The sequence below is a fragment of the Bremerella sp. TYQ1 genome, from assembly GCF_020150455.1.
Classification (GTDB): Bacteria; Planctomycetota; Planctomycetia; order Pirellulales; family Pirellulaceae; genus Bremerella; species Bremerella volcania_A.
On sequence record NZ_CP083740.1, the window covers coordinates 3,837,589 to 3,858,532 of the forward strand.

Here is a 20,944-nt window from a genome sequence, read left to right on the forward strand (position 1 = left end):
TCGTGTCGGGATGTCCCCTGCCACCCAAGGACGAATGCCTTGCGATTCGTCCTCCGTTTGTAAGTTGCTCGATCGCGTTATCGTGGATAACGTTATCGCTGCATGTCGAAGCCTTCGACCAGGTCGCGTAGCGAGGTAGCCTGGGCACCCAGTTCTTCGGCACTTGCTGCCATTTCTTCGCTGGAAGCGGTCGACTGTTCGGTGACGGAAGCGACCTGCTGGACGGTACCGTACACTTCTTGAGCCATGCTCATTTGTTCGTCGGTAGCCGAAGCGATTTCCGCGATGTTGCTGGAGGTAGCTTCGACGGCAGTGACGATCTTGGACAATGCGTTTCCGGCTTGAGCACTCAGCTCGACACCGTTGGCAACACGAGCGGTCGATTCCTTGATCAGTGCCGAAACATCCTTGGCGGCATCGCTGGCACGTTCGGCCAACTTGCGAACTTCGTCGGCGACGACTGCGAAACCAAGTCCGTGTTCGCCAGCTCGGGCCGCTTCGATGGCCGCATTGAGAGCCAACAAGTTGGTCTGGCTGGCAATCTCGCTGATCACCTGGATGATCTCGCTGATTTGTTCGGACGAAGCTTTGATCAAGTCCATCGCTTCGCCACTCTTCGAGACCGCTTCACCCCCTTCGATCGCAATCAGGTTGGTGTCGGCGGCCAGCTTATCGGTTTCCGTGGCTCGATCACGCACGCCTTGGATGCTGCGTGTCAGCTCTTGAGCGGAAGCACTGATCTGTTCGACGGCGGCACTTTGCGTTTGAGCACCTTCGGCAACCGACTGCGAAGCTTCGCTGACCGTCGTGGCACTTTCGGCAAACTGATTGGCACTTTCCAGCACGTTCGAGATCAGTTCGCCCATGTCCAGTCGCAGCTGAACTTGAGGCGTGATGTCGGTGGCGTACTTGACCACTTTGAACGGCTTGCCGTTGAGGTCGAAGATTGGGTTGTAGGAAGCTTGAATCCAGATTTCTTTGCCGTTCTTGCCGACACGCTTGTATTGTCCGGCGTCGAACTCACCACGATTCAGCTTCGCCCAGAATTGATCGTATTCCGGCGAGGCAGCAAGTTCTTTCTCGACAAACATCTGGTGATGACGACCTTCGATTTCGCTGAGCGAATAACCGACGGTGGCCAGGAAGTTTTCGTTGGCGGTACGAATAGTACCATCCATGTTGAATTCGATGACCGCTTGCGACTTGCTGATCGCTTCCATTTGACCGGAGAAATCTGCGTTGGCCAGCTTTTGATCGGTCACGTCGGTGGCGTACTTCACCACTTTGTAGGGCTTGCCGTTGACGTCGAAGATTGGGTTGTACGAGGCCTGAATCCAGATCTCTTTACCACCTTTGCCGACACGCTTGTATTCGGCCGATTCATATTCGCCACGGTTGAGCTTGTCCCAGAACTGCTTGTATTCGTTGCTGCGGGCAAATTCAGGATGGACAAACATTTGGTGATGCTGTCCTTCGATTTCGCCCAGGCTATAGCCAACCGTGTTCAGGAAGTTTTCGTTGGCCCAACGAATGGTGCCGTCCATGTTGAATTCGATAACGGCTTGGGCTTTGCCGATCGCTTCCATTTGACCGGAGAAGTCGGCGAACTGCATCTTCTGCTTGGTCACATCGGTAGCGAACTTGACGACTTTGTAAGGCTTGCCGTTCAAGTCGAGGATTGGGTTGTAGCTGGCTTGGATCCAGATCTCTTTGCCACCTTTGCCGAAGCGGCAGTACTCGGCCGATTCGTATTCGCCACGGTTAAGCTTCGCCCAGAAGTCGCGATACTCGGCGCTTCGAGCATACTCGGCGCCGACGAACATACGGTGATGTTGTCCTTCGATTTCGCCCAGGGTGTAACCGACGGTGTTCAGGAAGTTTTCGTTAGCCCAACGAATGGTGCCGTCCATGTTGAATTCGATAACGGCTTGGGCTTTGCCGATCGCTTCCATCTGACCGGAGAAGTCGGCGAACTGCCTCTTCTGTTCGGTGATGTCGGCGGCGTACTTCACGACTTTGATGGTTTGACCGTTGTCGTCGAGAATGGGATTGTACGAAGCTTGAATCCAGATCTCTTTGCCACCTTTGCCGAATCGCTTGTACTGTCCGGCATCGAATTGCCCTTGGCCGAGCTTGAACCAGAAGTCACGGTATTCGGCACTGTTGGCGTAATTGTGATCGACGAAGATACGGTGATGTTGGCCTTGGATTTCTTCCAACGTATAGCCGACGGCACCGAGAAAGTTATCGTTAGCGGTCAGGATCGTACCATCTGGCAAAAACTCGATGACCGCCTGCGATTTGTTGATGGCGGCGTTCTCAGCTTTCAGTTGAGCAATCTCTTGTCGGAGCCGCGCTTCGACCGAGTTCGAGCGAGTCGACGTCGACTTGGCTTTCGTCGTGGTCGATTTGGAAGACTTCTGTGGAGCTTCAATCGTGGCGCTGCTTGGCATGGGAACATCTCCTGCCCAAATGAGATTGCTTAGTTTGTTGTTTGGATGGACGCCCAACGCCAGGCTCATCGAAAGCCACATACGATTTGCGTCCCAGCTATCTACGTCTTCCCCACGCGAAGTCAAATGGTTGCTTGCGTGAAAGCGCCCACAAAGATCGCGAAATGTGCGCGAAGTATTGACGAAGTCTGCGCCTCTTATGCGCCTGTTTGACCCCGGAAAACGCCGTACTTACCCCCTTGGATGAGTACACCGGCCCGGTATTGGCCTCACGAAAAGGGCCGCCGAGAAAATTTTTTCGCCGCGGTCGGACTTAATTTGCTAGCAAATCGAAAGACTGAACGACCAGATTTCTCATGCCGCCTGGACTTTCTTTGCGAAGTTTTTCGTGCAGCTGATGGTCGAGCGTTGGCCATCGCCAAAGGAAAAAAGCTCAATTGGACGAGAGTTATCTCTTGAAAATGCTCGTTTGCGAGTAGCAGAAACGACCCCATTAGGGGCCATGAATGAAGGATTTTCTCAATGAGCATGTCATTCTGTTTCGCAAAACCCACCCGAAACAACTAACAGTCTTCCCCTGCGCATTTCGCGGTCACCATCCTCTGTACGCGAATGAAACTTGCACAAACCCGCATCTTGCAAAGAAGATCGCAGCACTATCTATTTTCCTGAGGATGTAAGAGCCGAAATACTTCTCAAAAGATAAACGTGGCTTCTCATTCACTTTCAGCAAAAAGAACGGAAAATAAGCTTTACCTGGTTCACTTCGCTAATCGACTTATCTCATCGTTTTCCCGAAGTCCCAGCTTATCTCCCCTCATCCCATTGTTCTGCCGCATGGCGGTGAAAGGCTCCTAAACATGAAATCGCTTCTTGATTCTCAACGTCCATCGTCCCGAAATCGTCGGGGTTTCACGCTGGTCGAATTGCTCGTGGTGATCGCCATCATTGGTGTCCTCGTCGCGCTTTTACTTCCTGCCGTCCAGCAAGCTCGCGAAGCCGCTCGACGCGCCCAGTGTGTTAACAACCTCAAGAACATTGGGTTGGCGATGCACAACTACCACGATACCTATACGAACCTCCCCTACCTCGGCTTCACCGGCTGGAACGGTGACACGATCTCGGTATTCGGTCGCCTGCTGCCGTTCATCGAACAAACGGCAATGTACGACACGCTGAACTTCAACGTGCGTGCCAACGATGGAAACAACAAGCTGTACCGCACCACGCCGATCGACGTTTACTCGTGCCCTTCGGAAACGGTGACGCTGGGCGAAGCCAACAGTGGCAACAACCATTGGTCGCATCAGCGATACAGCTACGGTGTTTGCGTCGGTAACACGAACTACGGTCAGGAGAACGCGAACAACTGGGATGGTCTGTGGACTTACACCAACGGTGGTTCCGCTTTCCGCATGGGCGACAAGATTGCCGGCCTGGCTTCGGTGACCGACGGTACGAGTAACACCGTGATGGTTTCGGAATTGCCAATGAACCAAAACGAAAATGGCTGGCAAGGGATGTACGCCGCAGGCATCTACGCTTCCGGCGCTGGTTTCACTGGTTACTTGACCCCGAACACCAAGGCTTCGGTCGACGGCGGTCGTCGCTGCTGGAACCCTGATGACTATCTCCAGAAGATTCCTTGCCACAACGGTGGCGACCACTGGCACACGGCAACTTTCGCTGCGTTCAGCATGCACCCAGGCGGGGTGAATGCTTGTAACTTCGATGGATCGGTCAGCTTCGTTCCGGAAACGATCGACATCTGGGCATGGCGTGCTCGTACGTCGACTCAAGGTGGCGAGGTTATCAGTCAATAACATGACCTGGCTTGTTGGAGAAGGGACCATCTTCACGATGCTCCCTTCCCGACACTCCTAGGCGGAGCACATGTCCGATGAGTATGAAACGCTTTTTCTCCTTTAGCAGTACGCTGACAGCTTTGTTGGCCTGTTGTTTTCTGACCGGATGCGGTGCGGATGACGGCATGATCACAATCACTGGAACGGTCACCCTTGACGGCGAACCAGTCCAGGACGGTTCGATCTCCCTGATGCCGGTTAGTGGCGGCAGCATGGGAGGTGGCTTGATCGAAGATGGCTATTACACAGCCAAGTCTTCCCCCGGCGAGATGGCTGTGCAGATCCATGCCCACAAGATGGTTCAAAAGCCGAATCCAACACGTGAAGAAATCGAACGTGGATTAGCAGAAGACCGAGTTTCGATCATTCCCGCGGTTTATAACCGCCAATCGAAACTACGCATATCCGTCGCTCCCGATCAGAACAACTTCGAGTTTGATCTGACGAAGGACGGCAAGATTCCCGAAGGCATGGCGTCCAAGATGTAAATCTTGCTCGCACGCCTGGCACGGAAGAGGTGGCTGACTTGGCAGGGTCAGCCACCTGTTTTTATGCGCTCAACGCGAATTCGCGTCGTGGGACGACTTGGATCGATCTTAAGCATCTGCTGAGAAAGCTCCGCATCCCCTTCGTCCACACGCCAATCTCCCGGGGGCAATTCAATCACTAATGGCTTTTTACCGAGATGCTGAAAGTCGATTTCCACCGACGTGTCAGTTGCCGTAACGGCGAATGTATGATCTGCCAACGCGATTCGGGTAATTCCGATGCTCGGCCAATCTTCTGGTAACGCAGGGTTCAAGCGAAATCCTTCTGCCGTCGGTTGAAACCCAAGGAAGCCATAAAGCATGACCTGCGGAACCAATACCGACTCCATGAATTCGTGATCTAACCCAAGACCGCCTGGCGTGCCCCCGCCCTGCAAACTGCCACGGCCAGGCACCGCGTAGTACTTGCGATAGCCTCCTTCCGCTTCGACCTCGGCAAACCATTTTGTGATCGCTTTGAGCCGCTCCGAGGCATTCTCGGGCCCCTGCACTTTCAAGCGAGCCATCAAGTCATGAAACGAAAAGCCGAGCACGGCTCCTCCATCTTGCACTTGCCCTCCCCAGGCAATCGCATCAGGGTTATGCCAGACCCAGGCATACCATTCTGTATTCCGCCGCGTGGTAGCCCTGGGTGCAAATCGCCAACGATAGATATCGCCTCCTGTGGACGTATCGCCTTCGACAATTCTGTCTCCGTCGATCCACTGCATGATTTGCTTCGCCTGACTTTCCGAAGCAAACCCATAATAGATTGCTTCCAAGTTGAGAAACGTGAAGCCATAGTCGTGCGGTTGTCCATCGGCATCAATACACGCGATGAATCGCCCTTTCTCCGCATCCCAAAATCGCTGACCAGCTTGTTGCTTCAAACGGGCAGCCACGGCTTGAAGCGCTTCGGCAGAATATGTTGGCGGTGGCAGCTTCCATTCCGGGTGTTCCGCAATCGCCTCTTCTAACGTACTCATCACTTGCAATGCGTCGTAGGTCACCATTGACGCGTAGCAGTCGTAGTGACCGAACGGCAGTAGATCCCAGTAATTGTTGCCGACGCCATGTCCATGCCGCAGTTGCTTCTTTCCCATTGCATCGAACACAAAACCAGTACGGCCATCATGCCCTGGCCACGAAACCAGCACGGCACCTTTCGTGGCAACTTGAAACTCGCTCAACGTATAAGCCATCGCCGTTCGCATGCGTTCGATGTTCTTTTGGAGGAAATCGACATCATGCGTCCACAGAAAATAGTCCGCACTTCCGCGAATAAACATGGGACCGGTGATAGGGTGACGCGAGTCGGTCGCCGTATGCATGTTGCGGATCGTTATCTCTTGCGGCTGTTCGTTTTCCCAAGACAACCGAAGCTGTTCGATCGTTCCATTCCACAACTCGTGCTGATAAACCGGGACAACGCTTAGCTTCAGCCCAGCCCCATACTGGCCGCCCATTCCACTATCTTTTGTGACGACCAGCGACCGCGTTTCGTTAAACTGCTGGTCTTCTTTCCTACGCCATTGAAGCGTTACCTGAGAGTCTTCCGCCAGTCGATCGCTCGACCATTCGATCACGAAAAAAGGAGCCACGAAACTATCGAATGGTCTCGGCGGAAATGTCAACGAAGTTTGTTCTCCTTGCGTCAGCAAACGAACTCCAAACGAATCGTCCTGCTCGATATGGGTCGCTCCTTGAAAGTTGATCACCTTGGCGTTGAACGGTTGCATCCGCATCATTTCGCGGTACGGATCTGCCGCAACCGTAAAATGCCAGCCAGCGCCGCCGGCTTGTTCCCAAAGTGGAAATGGCCATCCGCCAGGATGGGCGTGGCCGCGGTGTTGATCCATGACGACATAACCATCCGGTGAAATTTGTCGTGATAGAAATACGTTCCGATAGAAGGATCGCATCGCTTCGGCAGAAGCCTCTTCACCGACGGCCGGCCACAACGTCGACATTGGAATCCAGCCATCCCACAACGTGCAACGCGTGCGAGGGCTATGATGTCGCTGGAACATCGACTCCAACGATGTAGTCATTTGTTCATGGCCTGGCACATGAAATTGTGGCAGCTCAGATTGAGCAAACGTAACGTGCGCGGCGGCAAGCGTACATAGAACCGCAAGCGAAAAACGGCGAATCATCTTTATCCGATCCAGGCAGGCAAGTTAGGCGGGATAACCCCAGTTTATGCCAACAAAGTCCGCAAGGAAATAGAAGCGATGTCGCTCTGATGAGGCCTCGTTATTCGGTGAAAGAAAAGTCCGAAAGCGAGATTTCTGATGCAGCAATCAGAAGCAAACGTTGAGGAGTAGAGTCGGTGGGGATCGACGGTCGTAAAAAAATCGGCGGGGGAAACGGGCTTGGCCTAAGCCTTCGAGCCGTGAACCTGGTACCAGCAAAGACTGAAAGCCATATCCAGCAGGGCTCCGACAAAGAAACCGCCGATAACCAACTTGGCCGGATTCTCTTGCAGATGGCCGCCACTCATGTAGGTTGCGATCAAAACCATCGCGACCAACAATGCGACCAGGTGCCCTCCTCTTCCCAACGCAGTTCGTACTGCATCTTCCCACTGAACTAAGTCGAATGTAACCATTGCTCGGAACCTTATCGACAAGTGCCAACTTCCGGCACGTTAAACGATCAAGCTCTCCGTGCCGTTGTTTGTGGCTTCTTGCCTGCCAATAAGATCATCGAGCGTTCCAAGAAACGGTTGCGTGAAACTTCTGCAAGTTCCTTACAAACGCCGCGCGGGGGAGCCGAAGAACAATCCGCTGGTAACGGTTATGGCGACGACTCTGGCCCAAAGTAGAGTTCGTCGACGATCGTGCCCAAATCACGATCTTGTGTAGAAATAACCACTTTGAAGGCCACATCGCCTGTTTTGGGTGGATTGACGGGCGATTCTTTGTAGCCAATATCAGGATTTTTAACGGTCCGCTTGAAGTCGGAAAGTGGAATATCAAACGTCTGCCAATCGCCTGATCGCGTGCGATCGTAGTCTGACATGACATACTCGAAGATTCCCTCGGGCCCTTGAAAGTCGGTCGAACGCGTCAAGAGAACGACTTGGACCCATCTCGACTGATCCGCACGCAGCCTCAGCTTCATTCGAGCATCCTCGGTCACCGTGAACAGCCCTTCGCTCCAACGATTGTATGTTTCGATCTCGTACCAGATTGTGGAAGGGTCGGTGTAGCCTGACCTGGCTTCGGCAAGAACTCCATGATGTGACCCGCTCGGCAAGCGATCTTGTATAAGGATACCGCGTCGCCAATCGGTCGGCAGACCATCTTCAAAGTCGCATCCCCAAGCAATCGGCGTCGGTTCGCGGCGATGGCTCTTCAGCGGAACGTCGCGTGAAACGGTTGTCTTTTGCCCGGCAGAAACATCGACAGTACTTCGATCACCAGTTCGATTCACACGAACGGTTCCTTCGACAACATCGACGTCGGTCCGCGACGGCGAAGCTTGAATGGCCAACACCGTTCCCAGCACTTCCGTCACTGACTGCTGCGTAATCATAATCAATGGTCGGCCAGGTGGTTGCGGCTGAACATCGGCAACGACGTTTCCAGAGTAAACGTGGATCTCTTTCTGGTCTTCTTCGCGACAAGAGATCTCGCTCGTATCAAATAGCCGCACGCGTGTTTTGTCGGGAAACTCTAACGTTGCCGAACTTCCGACCGAACGTATCGACAAACGTGTATCCGCTGGAATGGAATCGCCGACGCTTAACTCGCGGGAGTCTCCTCCAGGCGTCGCAAGTGTTACCGTACCGTGAACTTCCACGAGCTTTGCCACGGCTTGCGGCTGAGCCGCCATCGTTCCCACGAGCGCAGCAATCACCACACTTGCCGCAAGCGCCAAACCAACGCCCCACCATCGAAAACTAGAACGAGATTTGGTGGAAGGTTTCAGCTGGGCAGGAGTCACTTCGGCGATGGTTAACGCATGAAGCCCGACGTGGTGGAAGATCTCCAACGCACGATCGTCCCCTTCGAGCGCAGCGGAAAGTGCCGCCACCTCGAACTCGTCGAGTGCGTCGTCGTGGTAACGTACGATTAAGTCCAGCAGATCATCGTCGGACATCGACTGATCGTTCGGTTGTGGATGATTCTCGTTCATGCCTCGCCCCATACGGGATGCGTCCCCTGATCAGCCATTCGATTCCCCCAGCAGCGTCCCTTCGACACATCGGCGTAACTCTCGATGCGTTCGTGACAGGCGTTTGTAAACGGCGTCGAGCGACGCGCCGACTCGCTTGGCGACCTCCGAACAGCTGAGGCCTTCGCCGTAACGCAGTTGCAACATTTCTCGCTGTCGCTGCGGTACCTTCTTTAAACATAACCGCAGTGCGTCCTGGCGATCGGAAAGGGCCTGCGACTGCTCGTCCGAAATGGCCCAGATGCGGTCCATTGCACCGCCATCCATTACTTGGGATCGTCCGCGTTGACGCAGCCAATCGACGGCTAGATTCTTAGCCGTCGTCCGCGACCATGCCAAAAGATGATTCTCGTCCTGGATCGTGTCGCATTGCCGAAGTGCCCTGAGGACCACCTCTTGGAAGATATCTTCCACTGCTTGCGTTTCGCGCACGATCGACCAGATCGGCACGGTCAAACGAACTCGAGCCTCCAGCAGGACACGAACCACGTCACTTTCTTGCATCCGCTTTGCGTTTCTCGCTGTATTCAGGACTACTTCACTATGCTTACGTCCTACTAAGAAAACGACTTCCGATGCAGAACCTGACATAAAATCTGGGACATTTCATGCGGTTTCGCTCCCCGATAGATCAGCAGCGAGCGATCCGAGCTCATTTTTCCGGTAGGGAAACAAAAAGGCCCGCGAATGCCTGGACATTCGCGGGCCAAGGGACGTCACGCTTCGTGTAATCAGTTAAACAGCATCTAAAGTCGGAAAATCGATATAGCCTTCGGCCCCGGCCGGGGTATACCACGTGCTCATATCGGCCTCAGGATTCAGCGGAGCGTTCTCTGCGAATCGAGTCACCAAGTCAGGGTTACTGATAAATGGCCGCCCATAGGCAATCAAGTCGGCATCCCCCTGCTCGATGGCCTGCTCGCCTGATTCTCGCGTATAGCCAACGTTCCCCATCAGTGGCCCGTCGAATACCTTACGGAATTCCTGGAGTGTCATCGGATCGCCTAGTTCATGGAATCCAAACCCGGTTCCATCCATCACATGCAAGTAGGCCAGCGAGTAGCGATTCAGCTGCTGGGCGACATAGGTGAATTGTTCGCGATAGTCAGGCGACCCCATGCCGTTGTAAACGCCGTTCGGAGAGAGTCGAACGCCAACTCGCTCAGCTCCCCAGACTTGGCTGACCGCCTGGACGACTTCATCAAGCATGCGGTAGCGGTTTTCGATACTTCCGCCGTATTGATCGTTACGGTGATTCGACTTCGATTGAAGGAACTCGTCCAGCAAATAACCATTCGCCGAATGGATTTCCACGCCATCGAAGCCAGCCGCTTTGGCTCGCTCGGCAGCTTTGGCGTAGTCCTGCACGACGCCAGGAATCTCGTCCGTTTCCAGCGCCCGAGGAACTTCCCGCGGCTCTTTTCCCTTGGGGGTGTGCTGCAGTTCGCCGTCATCGATCATGATTGCCGATGGAGCCACGGCCGGCTCACCATCGTGGAAGCTACTGTGCGAAGCGCGGCCGGTATGCCAAAGCTGGAGAAAGATCTTGCCTCCTTCACCATGAACGGTGCTGGTGACTCCCTTCCAACCCTCGACCATCGCGTCGGAATAGATGCCAGGCGATTCGTTCCAACCATTCCCCTGAGGCGAGATGGAAGTCGCTTCCGAAATGATCAAACCTGCCGACGATCGCTGCCGGTAGTATTCGGCCATCAAATCGTTCGCGATTCGGTCTTTGCCAGCACGTGCCCGCGTCAGAGGGGCCATCACAATACGGTTGGCGAGTTCAAGTCCACGCAAATCGAATGGCTGAAACAGGGGCGAATCGTTATGGCTCATTGTCAAATCCTTGGTCGCATCGAAACAATCGGTCAGCACAATGCGGCACAGGGCCGCGCTTACGTAACAGTTCGATGCCGCGCTGCGTGAGCCGTTTCACCTTACGCGAAAAAAGTTTACACGAAAACTATTTTCGCCCGCCACCTTAGGATGGAATACCGCCTAACCACTTTCAAATAAACAACTTAGACCAATCGATACACCAAGCCACGGGTCGACGAAGCTGCCGTTTTGTGTCGCATTACTCCGAAAAACGAGAGTAAGCACCTTCGATCGCATCGATCAGCACATGTCCTGGGATGACTTTGCTCATCATCAAACCGGAGGAATCTTCGCGGACGTAACCCATGACCATTCCCAAAACTTCGCACGTTTCCGGGGACTCTTCCCGTCGAAAGACAGGGCTGCCACTAATCCCCCCAGGCGCTGCGACTTGGACCAGAATGATCGACTCGCTTCCCCACTTCGTCGAGAATGGCAGTTCACGGGATGCGATCTCGCCACTAACCACTAACGGCGAGGTTTCGGTTTGCTGATTCACTCCTTGAATTCCTAATCCCAGGGGATACCCGGCCATTTCGACCGAGGTTGATCGACGCGGCAAAGTTACCGAGACATTCTTTCGCGGGATTGCCAAGCGAACGAGTTCCTTACGAAGTTCATTTGCTTCTTCCACATCGTCCAGCCGCATCACCGCGACATCGGCGTTGGGGTGGAATCGCCACGGATTGCCTTCTCCGGCACTCAGTTGCCCTAGCGTTAACAATCCGCTTTCACCGTTGGCACGACGAAAGATGACCTTCGTATTACTACTCGTCAATCGAGCTCCGTGGGCAGTGGCAACCAACGTAATGTGATGTTCGTCTTGAAGTAGAAAGCAGGTCGACCAGTCGAATTTTTGCTTGTTATTCTCTTTGTCGACTTGCTGCTCCAACAAGCAAATTGCCCGATCCCATCTCTCGAACGTGGGCTCTTCGGCATGGCTGACCGCAACATGAAGTCCACCCCAAAGCAGAAAAACACATGCAATGGCTATTTGTTTAATTTTCATATTTCGTTCGGTCAGCTATGACAGCAAGGACAAGCGGCGGGAAATCACGGCAGCAGCTTAACGTTTCGTCGCACGTCAGGAAATTCCACATAAATTTCTCACTACGGTTTTTATGAAATTCCCCCGAAAGTGGTTGCGGGACCGACCAAGGTTCCCTAGATTTCAGATGGAACATCTCATTCTCTTCAGAACAATTTTGACGAGTCGCCTGCCTCCTGTGCGAGATTGCTGTCGGCCCATCTGACATCACGCAGAGCGAAAGATCTTTTCTTATCGAGACCGTTCTTTACGCCAGCAACTACGACTTTGATTCACGAACATGCTTCCCCCTTTCTCCCTGCGAGGCGAACCTATGACTTGGACACGCTCCCTACTGGCGACTTGTGCCGTACTGCTGCTCAGTGCAGCAGCCCAGGCAGCCGACAAACCGAACATTTTGATCATCTGGGGCGATGACATTGGTAACTGGAACATCAGTTATCAGAACCGCGGCATGATGGGTTATAAGACGCCTAACATCGACCGTATCGCTAAAGAAGGTCTCTTTTTCACCGACTACTACGGTCAGCAAAGCTGCACCGCCGGTCGCGCGGCATTCATGGGTGGTACCGTTCCTGTTCGTACCGGGATGACCAAAGTCGGTCTGCCAGGCGCAAAAGAAGGTTGGCAAGAAACCGACTGCACCATCGCCACGATCATGAAGAGCATGGGCTACGTCACCGGGCAGTTCGGTAAGAACCACTTCGGCGATCGTGACGAACACCTGCCGACCAACCATGGTTTCGATGAGTTCTTCGGCAACTTGTATCACTTGAATGCGGAAGAAGAACCAGAAAATCGCGACTATCCACGCGATTACGTTCTGCCTAACGGCAAGACCTTCCTCGAACAGTATGGTCCACGCGGCGTGATCAAGTCGTCCGCTGACGGCAAGATCGAAAACACAGGGCCTCTGACGAAGAAGCGTATGGAAACGGTCGACGAAGAAACGGTCGCCGCAGCCAAAGACTTCATCGAACGTGCGCATAAAGCGGACAAGCCTTTCTTCGTCTGGTGGAATGCCACACGTATGCACTTCCGCACCCACGTGAAGGAAGAAAACACCGGCATCTCTGGCAAGAGCGGCAACGAATATCATGACGGTATGGTCGAACATGATCGCATGGTTGGCGAACTGCTGGACTTGATCGACAAGCTCGACATTGCCGACAACACGCTGGTGATGTACTCCACCGACAACGGTGTTCACTACAACACCTGGCCAGACGCAGGCACGACTCACTTCCGCAGCGAAAAGAACTCGAACTGGGAAGGTGCTTACCGGGTTCCTTGCTACGTTCGTTGGCCAGGTAAATTCCCAGCTGGCGAAGTCCGCAATGGCATCGTCGCTCACGAAGACTGGATGGTTACGTTGGCTGCGGCTGCAGGTGCTCCAGACATCAAAGAAAAGCTGATGGAAGGTGTCGAGCTGAACGGCCGAAAGTACCGCAATCACCCGGACGGCTACAACATGCTTGATTACTTCTCGGGCAAAGTTGAAGACTCGCCGCGAAAAGAATTCATCTACGTCAACGACGACGGACAAATCGTGGCGATTCGCCTGGGCGATTGGAAAGCGGTCTTCCTGGAAAACCGTGAAAAGACGCTTCAAATTTGGCGGGAACCGTTTGTGGAGCTACGTGTTCCACTATTGTTCCACTTACGCCGCGATCCGTTCGAAAAAGCCCAACACAACTCGAATACTTATCACGACTGGTGGCTCGATCGAGCATTCGTTATTGTTCCAATGCAACAGGTAGCTGCTAATTTCTTAAAATCAATGGCAGACTATCCCCCAAGCCAAACGCCTGGCTCATTTAACCTGCAAAAAGTACAGGAACAGATTGAAAACGCCGCTCGCGGTCGCTAATTTGATTGGCAATAACACGAAGCTTCCGTCGTCTGGTATCCCCAGGCGGCGGAAGCTTTTTTTATCCCTTGCTGGAACTAAACCATGAAATGGCTCTCGCTTTTCCTCTTGGCATTGATTCCCTCAATTGCTTTCAGTCAGGAAGATCCGCTTCCTTCTTGGAATGATGGCGCGGCGAAGCAGTCGATCATCGACTTTGTCGAAAAAGTCACCACCGAAGGCAGCAAAGACTTCGTTCCCAAGTATGACCGCATTGCAACATTCGACAACGACGGCACGCTTTGGTGTGAAGCGCCTCTGCCGATGCAAATCTACTATGTTCTGGACGAACTTAAACGACGCGTCCCCGAAGAACCGAAGCTGGCCAAGAACCCCATGGTTCAAGCCGCGTTAAACGGAGACTTCGACAAACTGCTGGCCGGTGATCACTACGATGGCTTGATGGAAATCTTGGCAATCACGCACGCCGGCATGACGACCGACGAGTACGACCAAAACGTTCGCAACTGGATTAAGACGTTCAAGCATCCACGCTTCGGATACAACTTGCCGGGGATAACCTATCAGCCGATGCAGGAGCTGCTGAAATACCTTCGCGCGAATGGCTTTCAGACATTTATCGTTTCCGGAGGTGGAGCTGACTTTATGCGTGTCTTTTCGCATCGCGTGTATGGAATTCCGCCGAATCAGGTCGTCGGCTCCAACTCGCTGGCCAAGTTTTCAATGGTCGACGGTAAGCCCACACTCACGAAAACGATGGACCAGTTCTTCGTCGACGACAAAGCGGGCAAGCCGGTCGGAATCTGGCATTTCATCGGTCGCAAACCGATCGCCGCGTTTGGCAACTCGGATGGCGATCAGGAAATGATCGAGTATGTCACCATCGGCAATAAGTATCCTAGCTTCGGCTTGATCGTGCATCACACCGACGCGGAGCGAGCCTATGCCTACGACAAAGACCCGCCCTCCAGCGGCAAACTGGTGACCGCGTTGAAAGCGGCCAAGGAATATGGCTGGACCGTGGTCAGCATGAAAGACGACTGGAAAACAGTATTCGTCGGCGACAAATAGTCGATTGCCATGAAACTGGCATGGCCTCTGAAAAGTAAGTAATATGACGTTGCCCACGGCTGATTGGCCGTGGGCATTTTTGTCGATGGTTTGCCTCGGAGTTTCCACGTCATGCTTGCCCGCCTTTCAATTCTCATTCTCGCCCTCAGCTTTCTCGCTTCTGCGGCCCCTGCTATCCAAGCTCAAGCTCCTGCGGAAGCTTTAAAGGCTTATGTCCAAAAACCTGACGACAGCTATGCCTGGAAAATTCGTCACACCGAAAAGATTGGTACGTGCGACGTCACGGAATTGACGCTCACTTCTCAGACATGGAAAGAGATCGTTTGGAAGCACCGTCTCTTCGTGATTCTGCCGTCCGGCGTACCTCAAGAAACCGATGCCGTGCTTGTTGTTGCCGGTGGCTCGTGGAAAGACGAGTACGAGCAACCGCCGCAAGATGGCAAGCTTGGCCTGCCGAAGGAAGCGACGCTGCTTTCGGTTTACGCCCAACAAATTGGTTGCCCAATTGCCATTCTTTTAAATGTCCCGCAACAACCGATCTTCGACGGCAAGAAGGAAGATGCGATCATTGCCCATACGTTCGACAAGTACCTGACCACCGGCGAAAGTGATTGGCCGCTACTGCTTCCGATGGTCAAAAGCACGACTAAAGCAATGGATGCCGTTCAGGCCTACGCCAAAGAGCAACTCGACATCAAGATCGATGGTTTTACGGTGACGGGGGCATCGAAGCGTGGCTGGACAACATGGCTGGTATCTGCCATCGACCCACGCGTCGAGGGCCTCGCACCAATGGTGATCGACACGCTGAAGATGGACGCTCAACTCAAGCATCAGCAGCAGACCTACGGCAGTCTATCGCCGCGTATTCACGACTACACCGACTTAAAGCTGCCGCAGCGGATGGAAACCGAAGAAGGACAGAAACTCCGTCTTATCGTCGATCCATACCACTACCTGCCGCAGATCCAGCAACCGAAACTGATCTTCCTCGGCACAAACGATAGCTTCTGGACGGTTGATTCGCTGAACCTTTATTGGGACGATATCGAAGGCGAAAAGCATATCGTCTACGTCCCCAACGCCGATCACGATTTAGCGAACGATTGGATTCGTATCTTCGGCGGCCTTCGAGCACTACGCCGGCACGTGGACCATCAGAAAGACCTCCCCGATCTGTCGTGGCAATATGTCACCTCCGGCGGCAACGTACCATTAAAGCTGAATGTTTCTCCTGGCGAAAAAGCGGCCGTGGTTCATCTGTGGACCGCCGAATCGCCAACGCGTGACTTCCGTAAAGCGAAGTGGACGAGCCAAGTGGTGCCACGGAACGAATCAGGCGATGCCTCCATCGAGATTACTCCTCCGCAGGAAGGCTACAAGGCCACGTTCGCCGAAGTCGTTTACGCCCACGACAAAGTGCCGTTCTACCTCAGCACGACCATTCGAGTTTTAAGTGCGGAAGACGCTCCATGAGCTTGTCGTCAAAACGAATGCTCGTCCTACTGATCGCAGGGATGGTCGCAACCGCTTCTGCTTGCGACCAGAGCTCCTCAAGTCGGCGCCAAATCGACATGACTGTTCTACAAGATGGTCATGTGCATGTCGCACCGGAGGAAACTCTTGCTCCTGCCAAGTTTTCGCAGTGGTTGCCAAAAGAAGTCAACCAACTTACGCCTGACCGATGGCAAGCCAGTGATCTCACCGTTTACTTAGAGCTCGATCCGAATGCGACTTTCGGCGATCTGTTAGCCGTCGTCGATGCGTGCCAACAGCTAGGCATCCAGCAGTTTCGTATCCGGCATATCGACACCACTTACCCGGTCGTCATGCCCCCGTTCAGTCCCGGGCACGTTCGTTTTGCGTTACAGGCCCCTTTGAAAGTATCTGTACGTGCTGACGACGATGGGGCCATCCGCTCGCTCTCGTTAAACAGTACGCCAATTGCAGATATCGATGCCATTCTTCCGGCGATTGATAAGCAATTTCCGCCGAGTGATTTGGCCACGTTTCCCTTGCAAGCGACCGTCGAACTAGACACCGACCATGCCCTCAAGTTGCGTCACTTCATGAAAGTCTTCCCCAAGCTCGTCGGCCAGTTCAATGAGCGAGGGCAACTTCAACCAAGATTCTCAACGTTTCTGGTCTTCGATGAGATCTACGAAGATGATCGCGAAAAGCAATTAGGCTTGCAGTAATCCAAGCGGACCATGCGGCTACTCTCCCTGCTGCACCACGTTGCTTATCAGCACGTTCTGCACATTCTCTTTCCCGGAGGCATACGTCACCACGTCTCCGGCAATTCGCCACCGGACGATATTCGTTAGGATCGAATCTTTCAGCGATCCGGCGATTAAGATCGAATACCGCGAGCGACTCGTGACGTGATCGACGAGAATCTGCGACGTATCTCCCAGAGGTGTCACGCCACCCCAAGCTGGATTCGCATCGCCGATTTTAATGGTCGCTTTGCATGGACGATGCGGTGGCGAGGTATCGATCAATCCATCGATCAGGACGTCATAAATCTTGAGTCCGCCGGCATTGAGCAGTCGCACCACGTGATGTCCTCCCTGGGAATGTCCTTGCACGTTACGAATGAAAATTCCTCGAATATCATCCGAGTCATCTTCGCTGCGATGAGAACCACTGACCATTGTCGAATGATCAGTGCCTGGTCCAACGTTTCCCACAATGTTGGTCAGTGCAATCAAGTCGTCACCAGTCACGCCGCGGATATTCTCGATCACTATCTGATGACATCCTTGCCGCAGATCCAAACCATCTTGGTTCAACACCTTCCAGGTTTTACCATCAATCGTTCTCGTTTCTTCCATCTGAAAAGAAACATCCCGAACTGTTCCGCGTGAACAACGCTCCAAAGAAATCGACCAGCAATGCGGGTCACGGATCTCGATGTTCTCGACACGAAACCGATCGACGTGTGCCAGCAAGATACCGATGTTTCGCCAATCTCCGGTTTGGCTCTCCCCTTTCACACCGGCATCGGTGCCGTAGGTCCGCTCGCCCAACGTCTTTGCAGAGTCGCCGGTCGCCCTGGGGCGATCTGCTCCCTCTAATACGGCGAGCCCCAGACCACGGATCGTCACGTTTTCGATTGGTGCGATGTCGGTAATTCCGAGCCCGCAGTTCGCACTCCGAATGATATTGTCCCGTGCTTGATCAGAAAGCTTAAGACGACAGTTATCCAGCACCAGATGCGTGTTCGACTTCACCAAGATCGCCGAATCTAAGAGCCAGACTTCTTTGGCGCCATCGCTGGAGTGATTGATTCGCGGAACGATAACTCGCTGACCGGTCTTCGCTGCGGCATCAATGGCCTGATTGATGCGTTCGATGTCGCTACCTTGAAAATCATTTGGCGAAACAAACAGCTCACCCGCTTCGATCCACTCCGGAGCAAACGTGGCTAATACAAGACTCAGAGCCAAGACTACGGCACAGCGCATCATCGAGGTTTCTTTCAACTAAGGCAGGTACTTTTGGCGGGAATCTGCCTAAGATAACCGCTTCGCCGGCAAGATGCGAATGGCCGGGGCAACATGCATTAAGCGTTTTTCGCGCCTGCCGCGAAATCTGCGAGACTGTCATGAAAGAGATCGGCCGTCATTCCGTCGCGAACGAAAATACTTGCGACGCCCAGTCCGCCTACTTCGCGAATGTTTCGCATCTCGTCGTCGAAGAACAACATCTCGCGATAATCGATGCCGCTTGCGCGATTCAGCGCAGCGAAATGACGCAGCTTGGAAGAGGGATAGATCTCCGCGAATGCGAACCGGTCGGTGATCGCCAAATGTTCAAGAAGTTGCCGAGCCCACGTCGGCTGTTCCGTTCGCGACGCTATGGCAAATGGTATTTCTTCCGTATCGCAATACTCCAGAATCGCATGCACGTCGTCGTATAGCCGGACAAGACGTCCCGTCCGATCCTCGATCCTCGCACCATCCACGCGAAACGGCGGCGACAAACAGTCGCACCACGTGCCTCCACAATCCCACAACGTGAAATCGAGATCGAACACAATCAAGCGAGGGACGAACAAACCAGCTTACTCCTCGGAAACACAGACGCTTCCTTGGTTCTAGCAAATCGTTCCCGGCTCTTGCTATCCCTACCCAAAGAATCGGGGCAGAGTCTTCCCTCCCGTGAAGAAAGACTCTGCCCCTCGTGCTGGATCAAAAGGACGCAGCGAATTACGACTCCCTCGGCGGAGGATACTTTTCTTTGTCCGCTTCAATGGTGAAGTCGAACGTGTTTTCGCCTGGTTTGACGTCGACAGTTATCTCTTTACCGCCACTGTAATCTGGCGGAAAACGTTCCGGTTTACCGGGGTTCACGACACGGTTATTATCGTCTAGTTCTGGGGCAGAATAGGTGGTAATGCGTACGGTGTTACTTCCGATCTTGGCACCCTTTACGCCAGGCGTGTAGTTCAGTTCATACGTACCATCGGCCTGCGTTGTCGCGATGGCCGATCGCCCGCCTCCTGCTGGGGCGAACGTCACCGTCGCATCTTGAATTGGAGAACCGTTGATCGTTACGGTTCCTGTCACATGGCCATGTTCGCTGCTGGTGCCGCTACAGCCGATCACACATGCGACCGCCAGCAGCAGCACTCCGGACGTCGAAGCCCAGGTTGAAATTTTCATCGCGAGCACCTTCTTTGCACCGATTGCAATGCTGGGGGAGTTCGTAGCCTCAGTCAGCACGGCAGCATCATCTGCCGCGCTGATACGCCTCGAAAAACGATCTCGGAATCGCCAGCAATTAGAAGCGGCCCAACGGCTGACCATCGTTGCGTTGGATCAGGTTTTCAAACGTGCTGTTGGCAGCATCATCGGTGTTGTGGTCGATCGTTTCCGGAATGAAACGAACCGAACCGTCGCCGAGCACGAAGTTCGCTCCGCCAGGATGATTCGATGCGAACCCTTGGCGATGATCATTGTCCGAACCACCATTGGTCGAATTGATCGGCATCAAGCCACTACCGGCAATGTAGAAAAAGCCTGTCGTTGTCGCACCGCCCCCAGCTCCGTCGTTGTTACCAGCGTGCCCGTAAACCACGCCGCTTCCGATCAACTCGCCGCCGAGCGTGTAACAACGTTCGCCCACGAAAATGGTATTGGACAAGCCATCAGTAATCGAAGCGAACGTTAGCGGCGAATCGTAACGCGTCCACACGAACGAACCATCGCAGTCTTGGCGATCGATGTTGTCCGCATCGTTGGCGACGATGTAGTCGGCCCGGGCCAGGTACTTATCACCATTTCCACTGTCGTAAGGAATCGGCTTCGACTCGTTCAATTCCGGCCCAGCAGTGGATGGACACATGAACGCATCGACAGGAGTCTGCATGATGCCCAGCAACGTGGCGTCGTTAACGGCGTTGTGCAAGATGTTCTTCGGTGAACTTGCGTTGTACGGCCAGTAGTTGTTCTTGTTGTTACCGTACGATGGATTCAGCGCGTCGTAGGTGTTGCTCAGTTCCAAGAACGGCATCAAGTCGACAGCCCAGCCCCAGTTTCCATGGGTATTTTCATCCCCAAAGTCCTCGTGGCTCATCGGAACCACTTTGTTGTAGGTATCGTGGAAATTGTGCATCGCGATACCAATCTGCTTCAGATTGTTGGTGCACTGCATACGCCGCGCAGCCTCACGAGCCTGCTGCACCGCGGGAAGAAGAAGTGCGATCAGCACACCGATAATGGCGATCACCACGAGAAGTTCAACGAGGGTAAACCCCCGCTTTTGAAGCGCAATACGATTCATGAAAAGAGCCTCCAGCACGAGAAGAGATAAGAAAAGGAAAAGCACCACCGCGAGCTGGCCGGCTGGCGATGGCTTTTGGTTGCTCAGTCACAATATTTCTCGTATTTCCTGAGTTAATTCCACCCCTAAATCGGTCCAGAGGGCACCGTTCGCGGCCTTCCACACGATTAACGGTCACTTATATGACCCAGCAACGCATCAACACTGCCTTTTTTCACCTAATATATGGAAGCGTAAACCCCTAGCAGGAGGTAACA

At 53.6% G+C, this 20,944-nt stretch carries 17 protein-coding genes; 6 read left to right on the forward strand and 11 right to left on the reverse strand.

Going from position 1 to position 20,944, the window contains the following annotated elements; translation table 11 throughout:
• Nucleotides 1–92 precede the first annotated feature (92 nt).
• Nucleotides 93–2,453: a PAS domain-containing methyl-accepting chemotaxis protein gene (locus LA756_RS15255; RefSeq protein ID WP_224435581.1), complete on the reverse strand. Its 2,361-nt coding sequence runs from the start codon at nucleotides 2,451–2,453 to the stop codon at nucleotides 93–95.
• 860 nt (nucleotides 2,454–3,313) lie between these two features.
• Here LA756_RS15255 and LA756_RS15260 point away from each other — a divergent pair.
• Both LA756_RS15260 and LA756_RS15265 read left to right on the forward strand, forming a co-directional pair.
• Nucleotides 3,314–4,276: a DUF1559 domain-containing protein gene (locus tag LA756_RS15260; protein ID WP_224435582.1), complete on the forward strand. Its 963-nt coding sequence runs from the start codon at nucleotides 3,314–3,316 to the stop codon at nucleotides 4,274–4,276.
• A 77-nt stretch (nucleotides 4,277–4,353) separates the two neighbouring features.
• The gene (locus LA756_RS15265; RefSeq protein WP_224435583.1) at nucleotides 4,354–4,806 is read left to right on the forward strand and encodes a hypothetical protein; all 453 of its coding nucleotides are present in this window, start codon (nucleotides 4,354–4,356) and stop codon (nucleotides 4,804–4,806) included.
• A gap of 47 nt (nucleotides 4,807–4,853) precedes the next feature.
• On the opposite strand, the gene LA756_RS15270 is transcribed toward LA756_RS15265, so the two are convergent.
• The 6 genes from LA756_RS15270 to LA756_RS15295 all read right to left on the reverse strand — a co-directional run bounded on the left by LA756_RS15270 (nucleotide 4,854) and on the right by LA756_RS15295 (nucleotide 11,917).
• Nucleotides 4,854–7,001: a hypothetical protein gene (locus LA756_RS15270; protein WP_224435584.1), complete on the reverse strand. Its 2,148-nt coding sequence runs from the start codon at nucleotides 6,999–7,001 to the stop codon at nucleotides 4,854–4,856.
• A gap of 224 nt (nucleotides 7,002–7,225) precedes the next feature.
• Nucleotides 7,226–7,456, reverse strand: a complete 231-nt coding sequence (locus LA756_RS15275) for a hypothetical protein (protein WP_224435585.1) — start codon at nucleotides 7,454–7,456, stop codon at nucleotides 7,226–7,228.
• 188 nt (nucleotides 7,457–7,644) lie between these two features.
• Nucleotides 7,645–8,988 carry a FecR domain-containing protein gene (locus LA756_RS15280; protein WP_224435586.1) on the reverse strand — a complete coding sequence of 448 codons (1,344 nt, stop codon included), beginning with the start codon at nucleotides 8,986–8,988 and terminating at the stop codon, nucleotides 7,645–7,647.
• Nucleotides 8,989–9,018: 30 nt separating this feature from the next.
• The gene (locus LA756_RS15285; protein ID WP_224435587.1) at nucleotides 9,019–9,531 is read right to left on the reverse strand and encodes an RNA polymerase sigma factor; all 513 of its coding nucleotides are present in this window, start codon (nucleotides 9,529–9,531) and stop codon (nucleotides 9,019–9,021) included.
• A gap of 231 nt (nucleotides 9,532–9,762) precedes the next feature.
• Nucleotides 9,763–10,866, reverse strand: coding sequence for an alkene reductase (locus LA756_RS15290; protein ID WP_224435588.1), 1,104 nt, complete (start codon nucleotides 10,864–10,866; stop codon nucleotides 9,763–9,765).
• 241 nt (nucleotides 10,867–11,107) lie between these two features.
• The gene (locus LA756_RS15295; protein ID WP_224435589.1) at nucleotides 11,108–11,917 is read right to left on the reverse strand and encodes a hypothetical protein; all 810 of its coding nucleotides are present in this window, start codon (nucleotides 11,915–11,917) and stop codon (nucleotides 11,108–11,110) included.
• 352 nt (nucleotides 11,918–12,269) lie between these two features.
• Between LA756_RS15295 and LA756_RS15300 the strand changes: the two genes are divergently transcribed.
• From LA756_RS15300 to LA756_RS15315, 4 genes are all read left to right on the forward strand, one after another.
• Nucleotides 12,270–13,826 carry an arylsulfatase gene (locus tag LA756_RS15300; RefSeq protein WP_224435590.1) on the forward strand — a complete coding sequence of 519 codons (1,557 nt, stop codon included), beginning with the start codon at nucleotides 12,270–12,272 and terminating at the stop codon, nucleotides 13,824–13,826.
• 84 nt (nucleotides 13,827–13,910) lie between these two features.
• A complete protein-coding gene (locus LA756_RS15305) occupies nucleotides 13,911–14,897 on the forward strand; it encodes an HAD family phosphatase (protein ID WP_224435591.1) in 987 nt (328 codons plus the stop codon).
• Between the two features lie 111 nt (nucleotides 14,898–15,008).
• Nucleotides 15,009–16,373 carry a PhoPQ-activated pathogenicity-related family protein gene (locus LA756_RS15310; protein ID WP_224435592.1) on the forward strand — a complete coding sequence of 455 codons (1,365 nt, stop codon included), beginning with the start codon at nucleotides 15,009–15,011 and terminating at the stop codon, nucleotides 16,371–16,373.
• A gap of 98 nt (nucleotides 16,374–16,471) precedes the next feature.
• On the forward strand, nucleotides 16,472–17,095 hold the full coding sequence (locus tag LA756_RS15315; protein WP_224435593.1) for a hypothetical protein: 624 nt from the start codon (nucleotides 16,472–16,474) through the stop codon (nucleotides 17,093–17,095).
• Nucleotides 17,096–17,113: 18 nt separating this feature from the next.
• Here LA756_RS15315 and LA756_RS15320 read toward each other — a convergent pair whose 3' ends face one another.
• The 4 genes from LA756_RS15320 to LA756_RS15335 form a co-directional block, all read right to left on the reverse strand.
• Nucleotides 17,114–18,370 (reverse strand): hypothetical protein, encoded by a 1,257-nt coding sequence (locus LA756_RS15320; RefSeq protein ID WP_224435594.1) that lies wholly within the window; start codon nucleotides 18,368–18,370, stop codon nucleotides 17,114–17,116.
• A 95-nt stretch (nucleotides 18,371–18,465) separates the two neighbouring features.
• The gene (locus LA756_RS15325) at nucleotides 18,466–18,960 is read right to left on the reverse strand and encodes a magnesium-dependent phosphatase-1 (RefSeq protein WP_224435595.1); all 495 of its coding nucleotides are present in this window, start codon (nucleotides 18,958–18,960) and stop codon (nucleotides 18,466–18,468) included.
• 151 nt (nucleotides 18,961–19,111) lie between these two features.
• Entirely contained in the window at nucleotides 19,112–19,567 is a 456-nt protein-coding gene (locus LA756_RS15330) for a carboxypeptidase-like regulatory domain-containing protein (protein ID WP_224435596.1), read from the reverse strand.
• 118 nt (nucleotides 19,568–19,685) lie between these two features.
• Nucleotides 19,686–20,687, reverse strand: a complete 1,002-nt coding sequence (locus tag LA756_RS15335; protein WP_224435597.1) for a DUF1559 domain-containing protein — start codon at nucleotides 20,685–20,687, stop codon at nucleotides 19,686–19,688.
• Nucleotides 20,688–20,944: the final 257 nt, after the last annotated feature.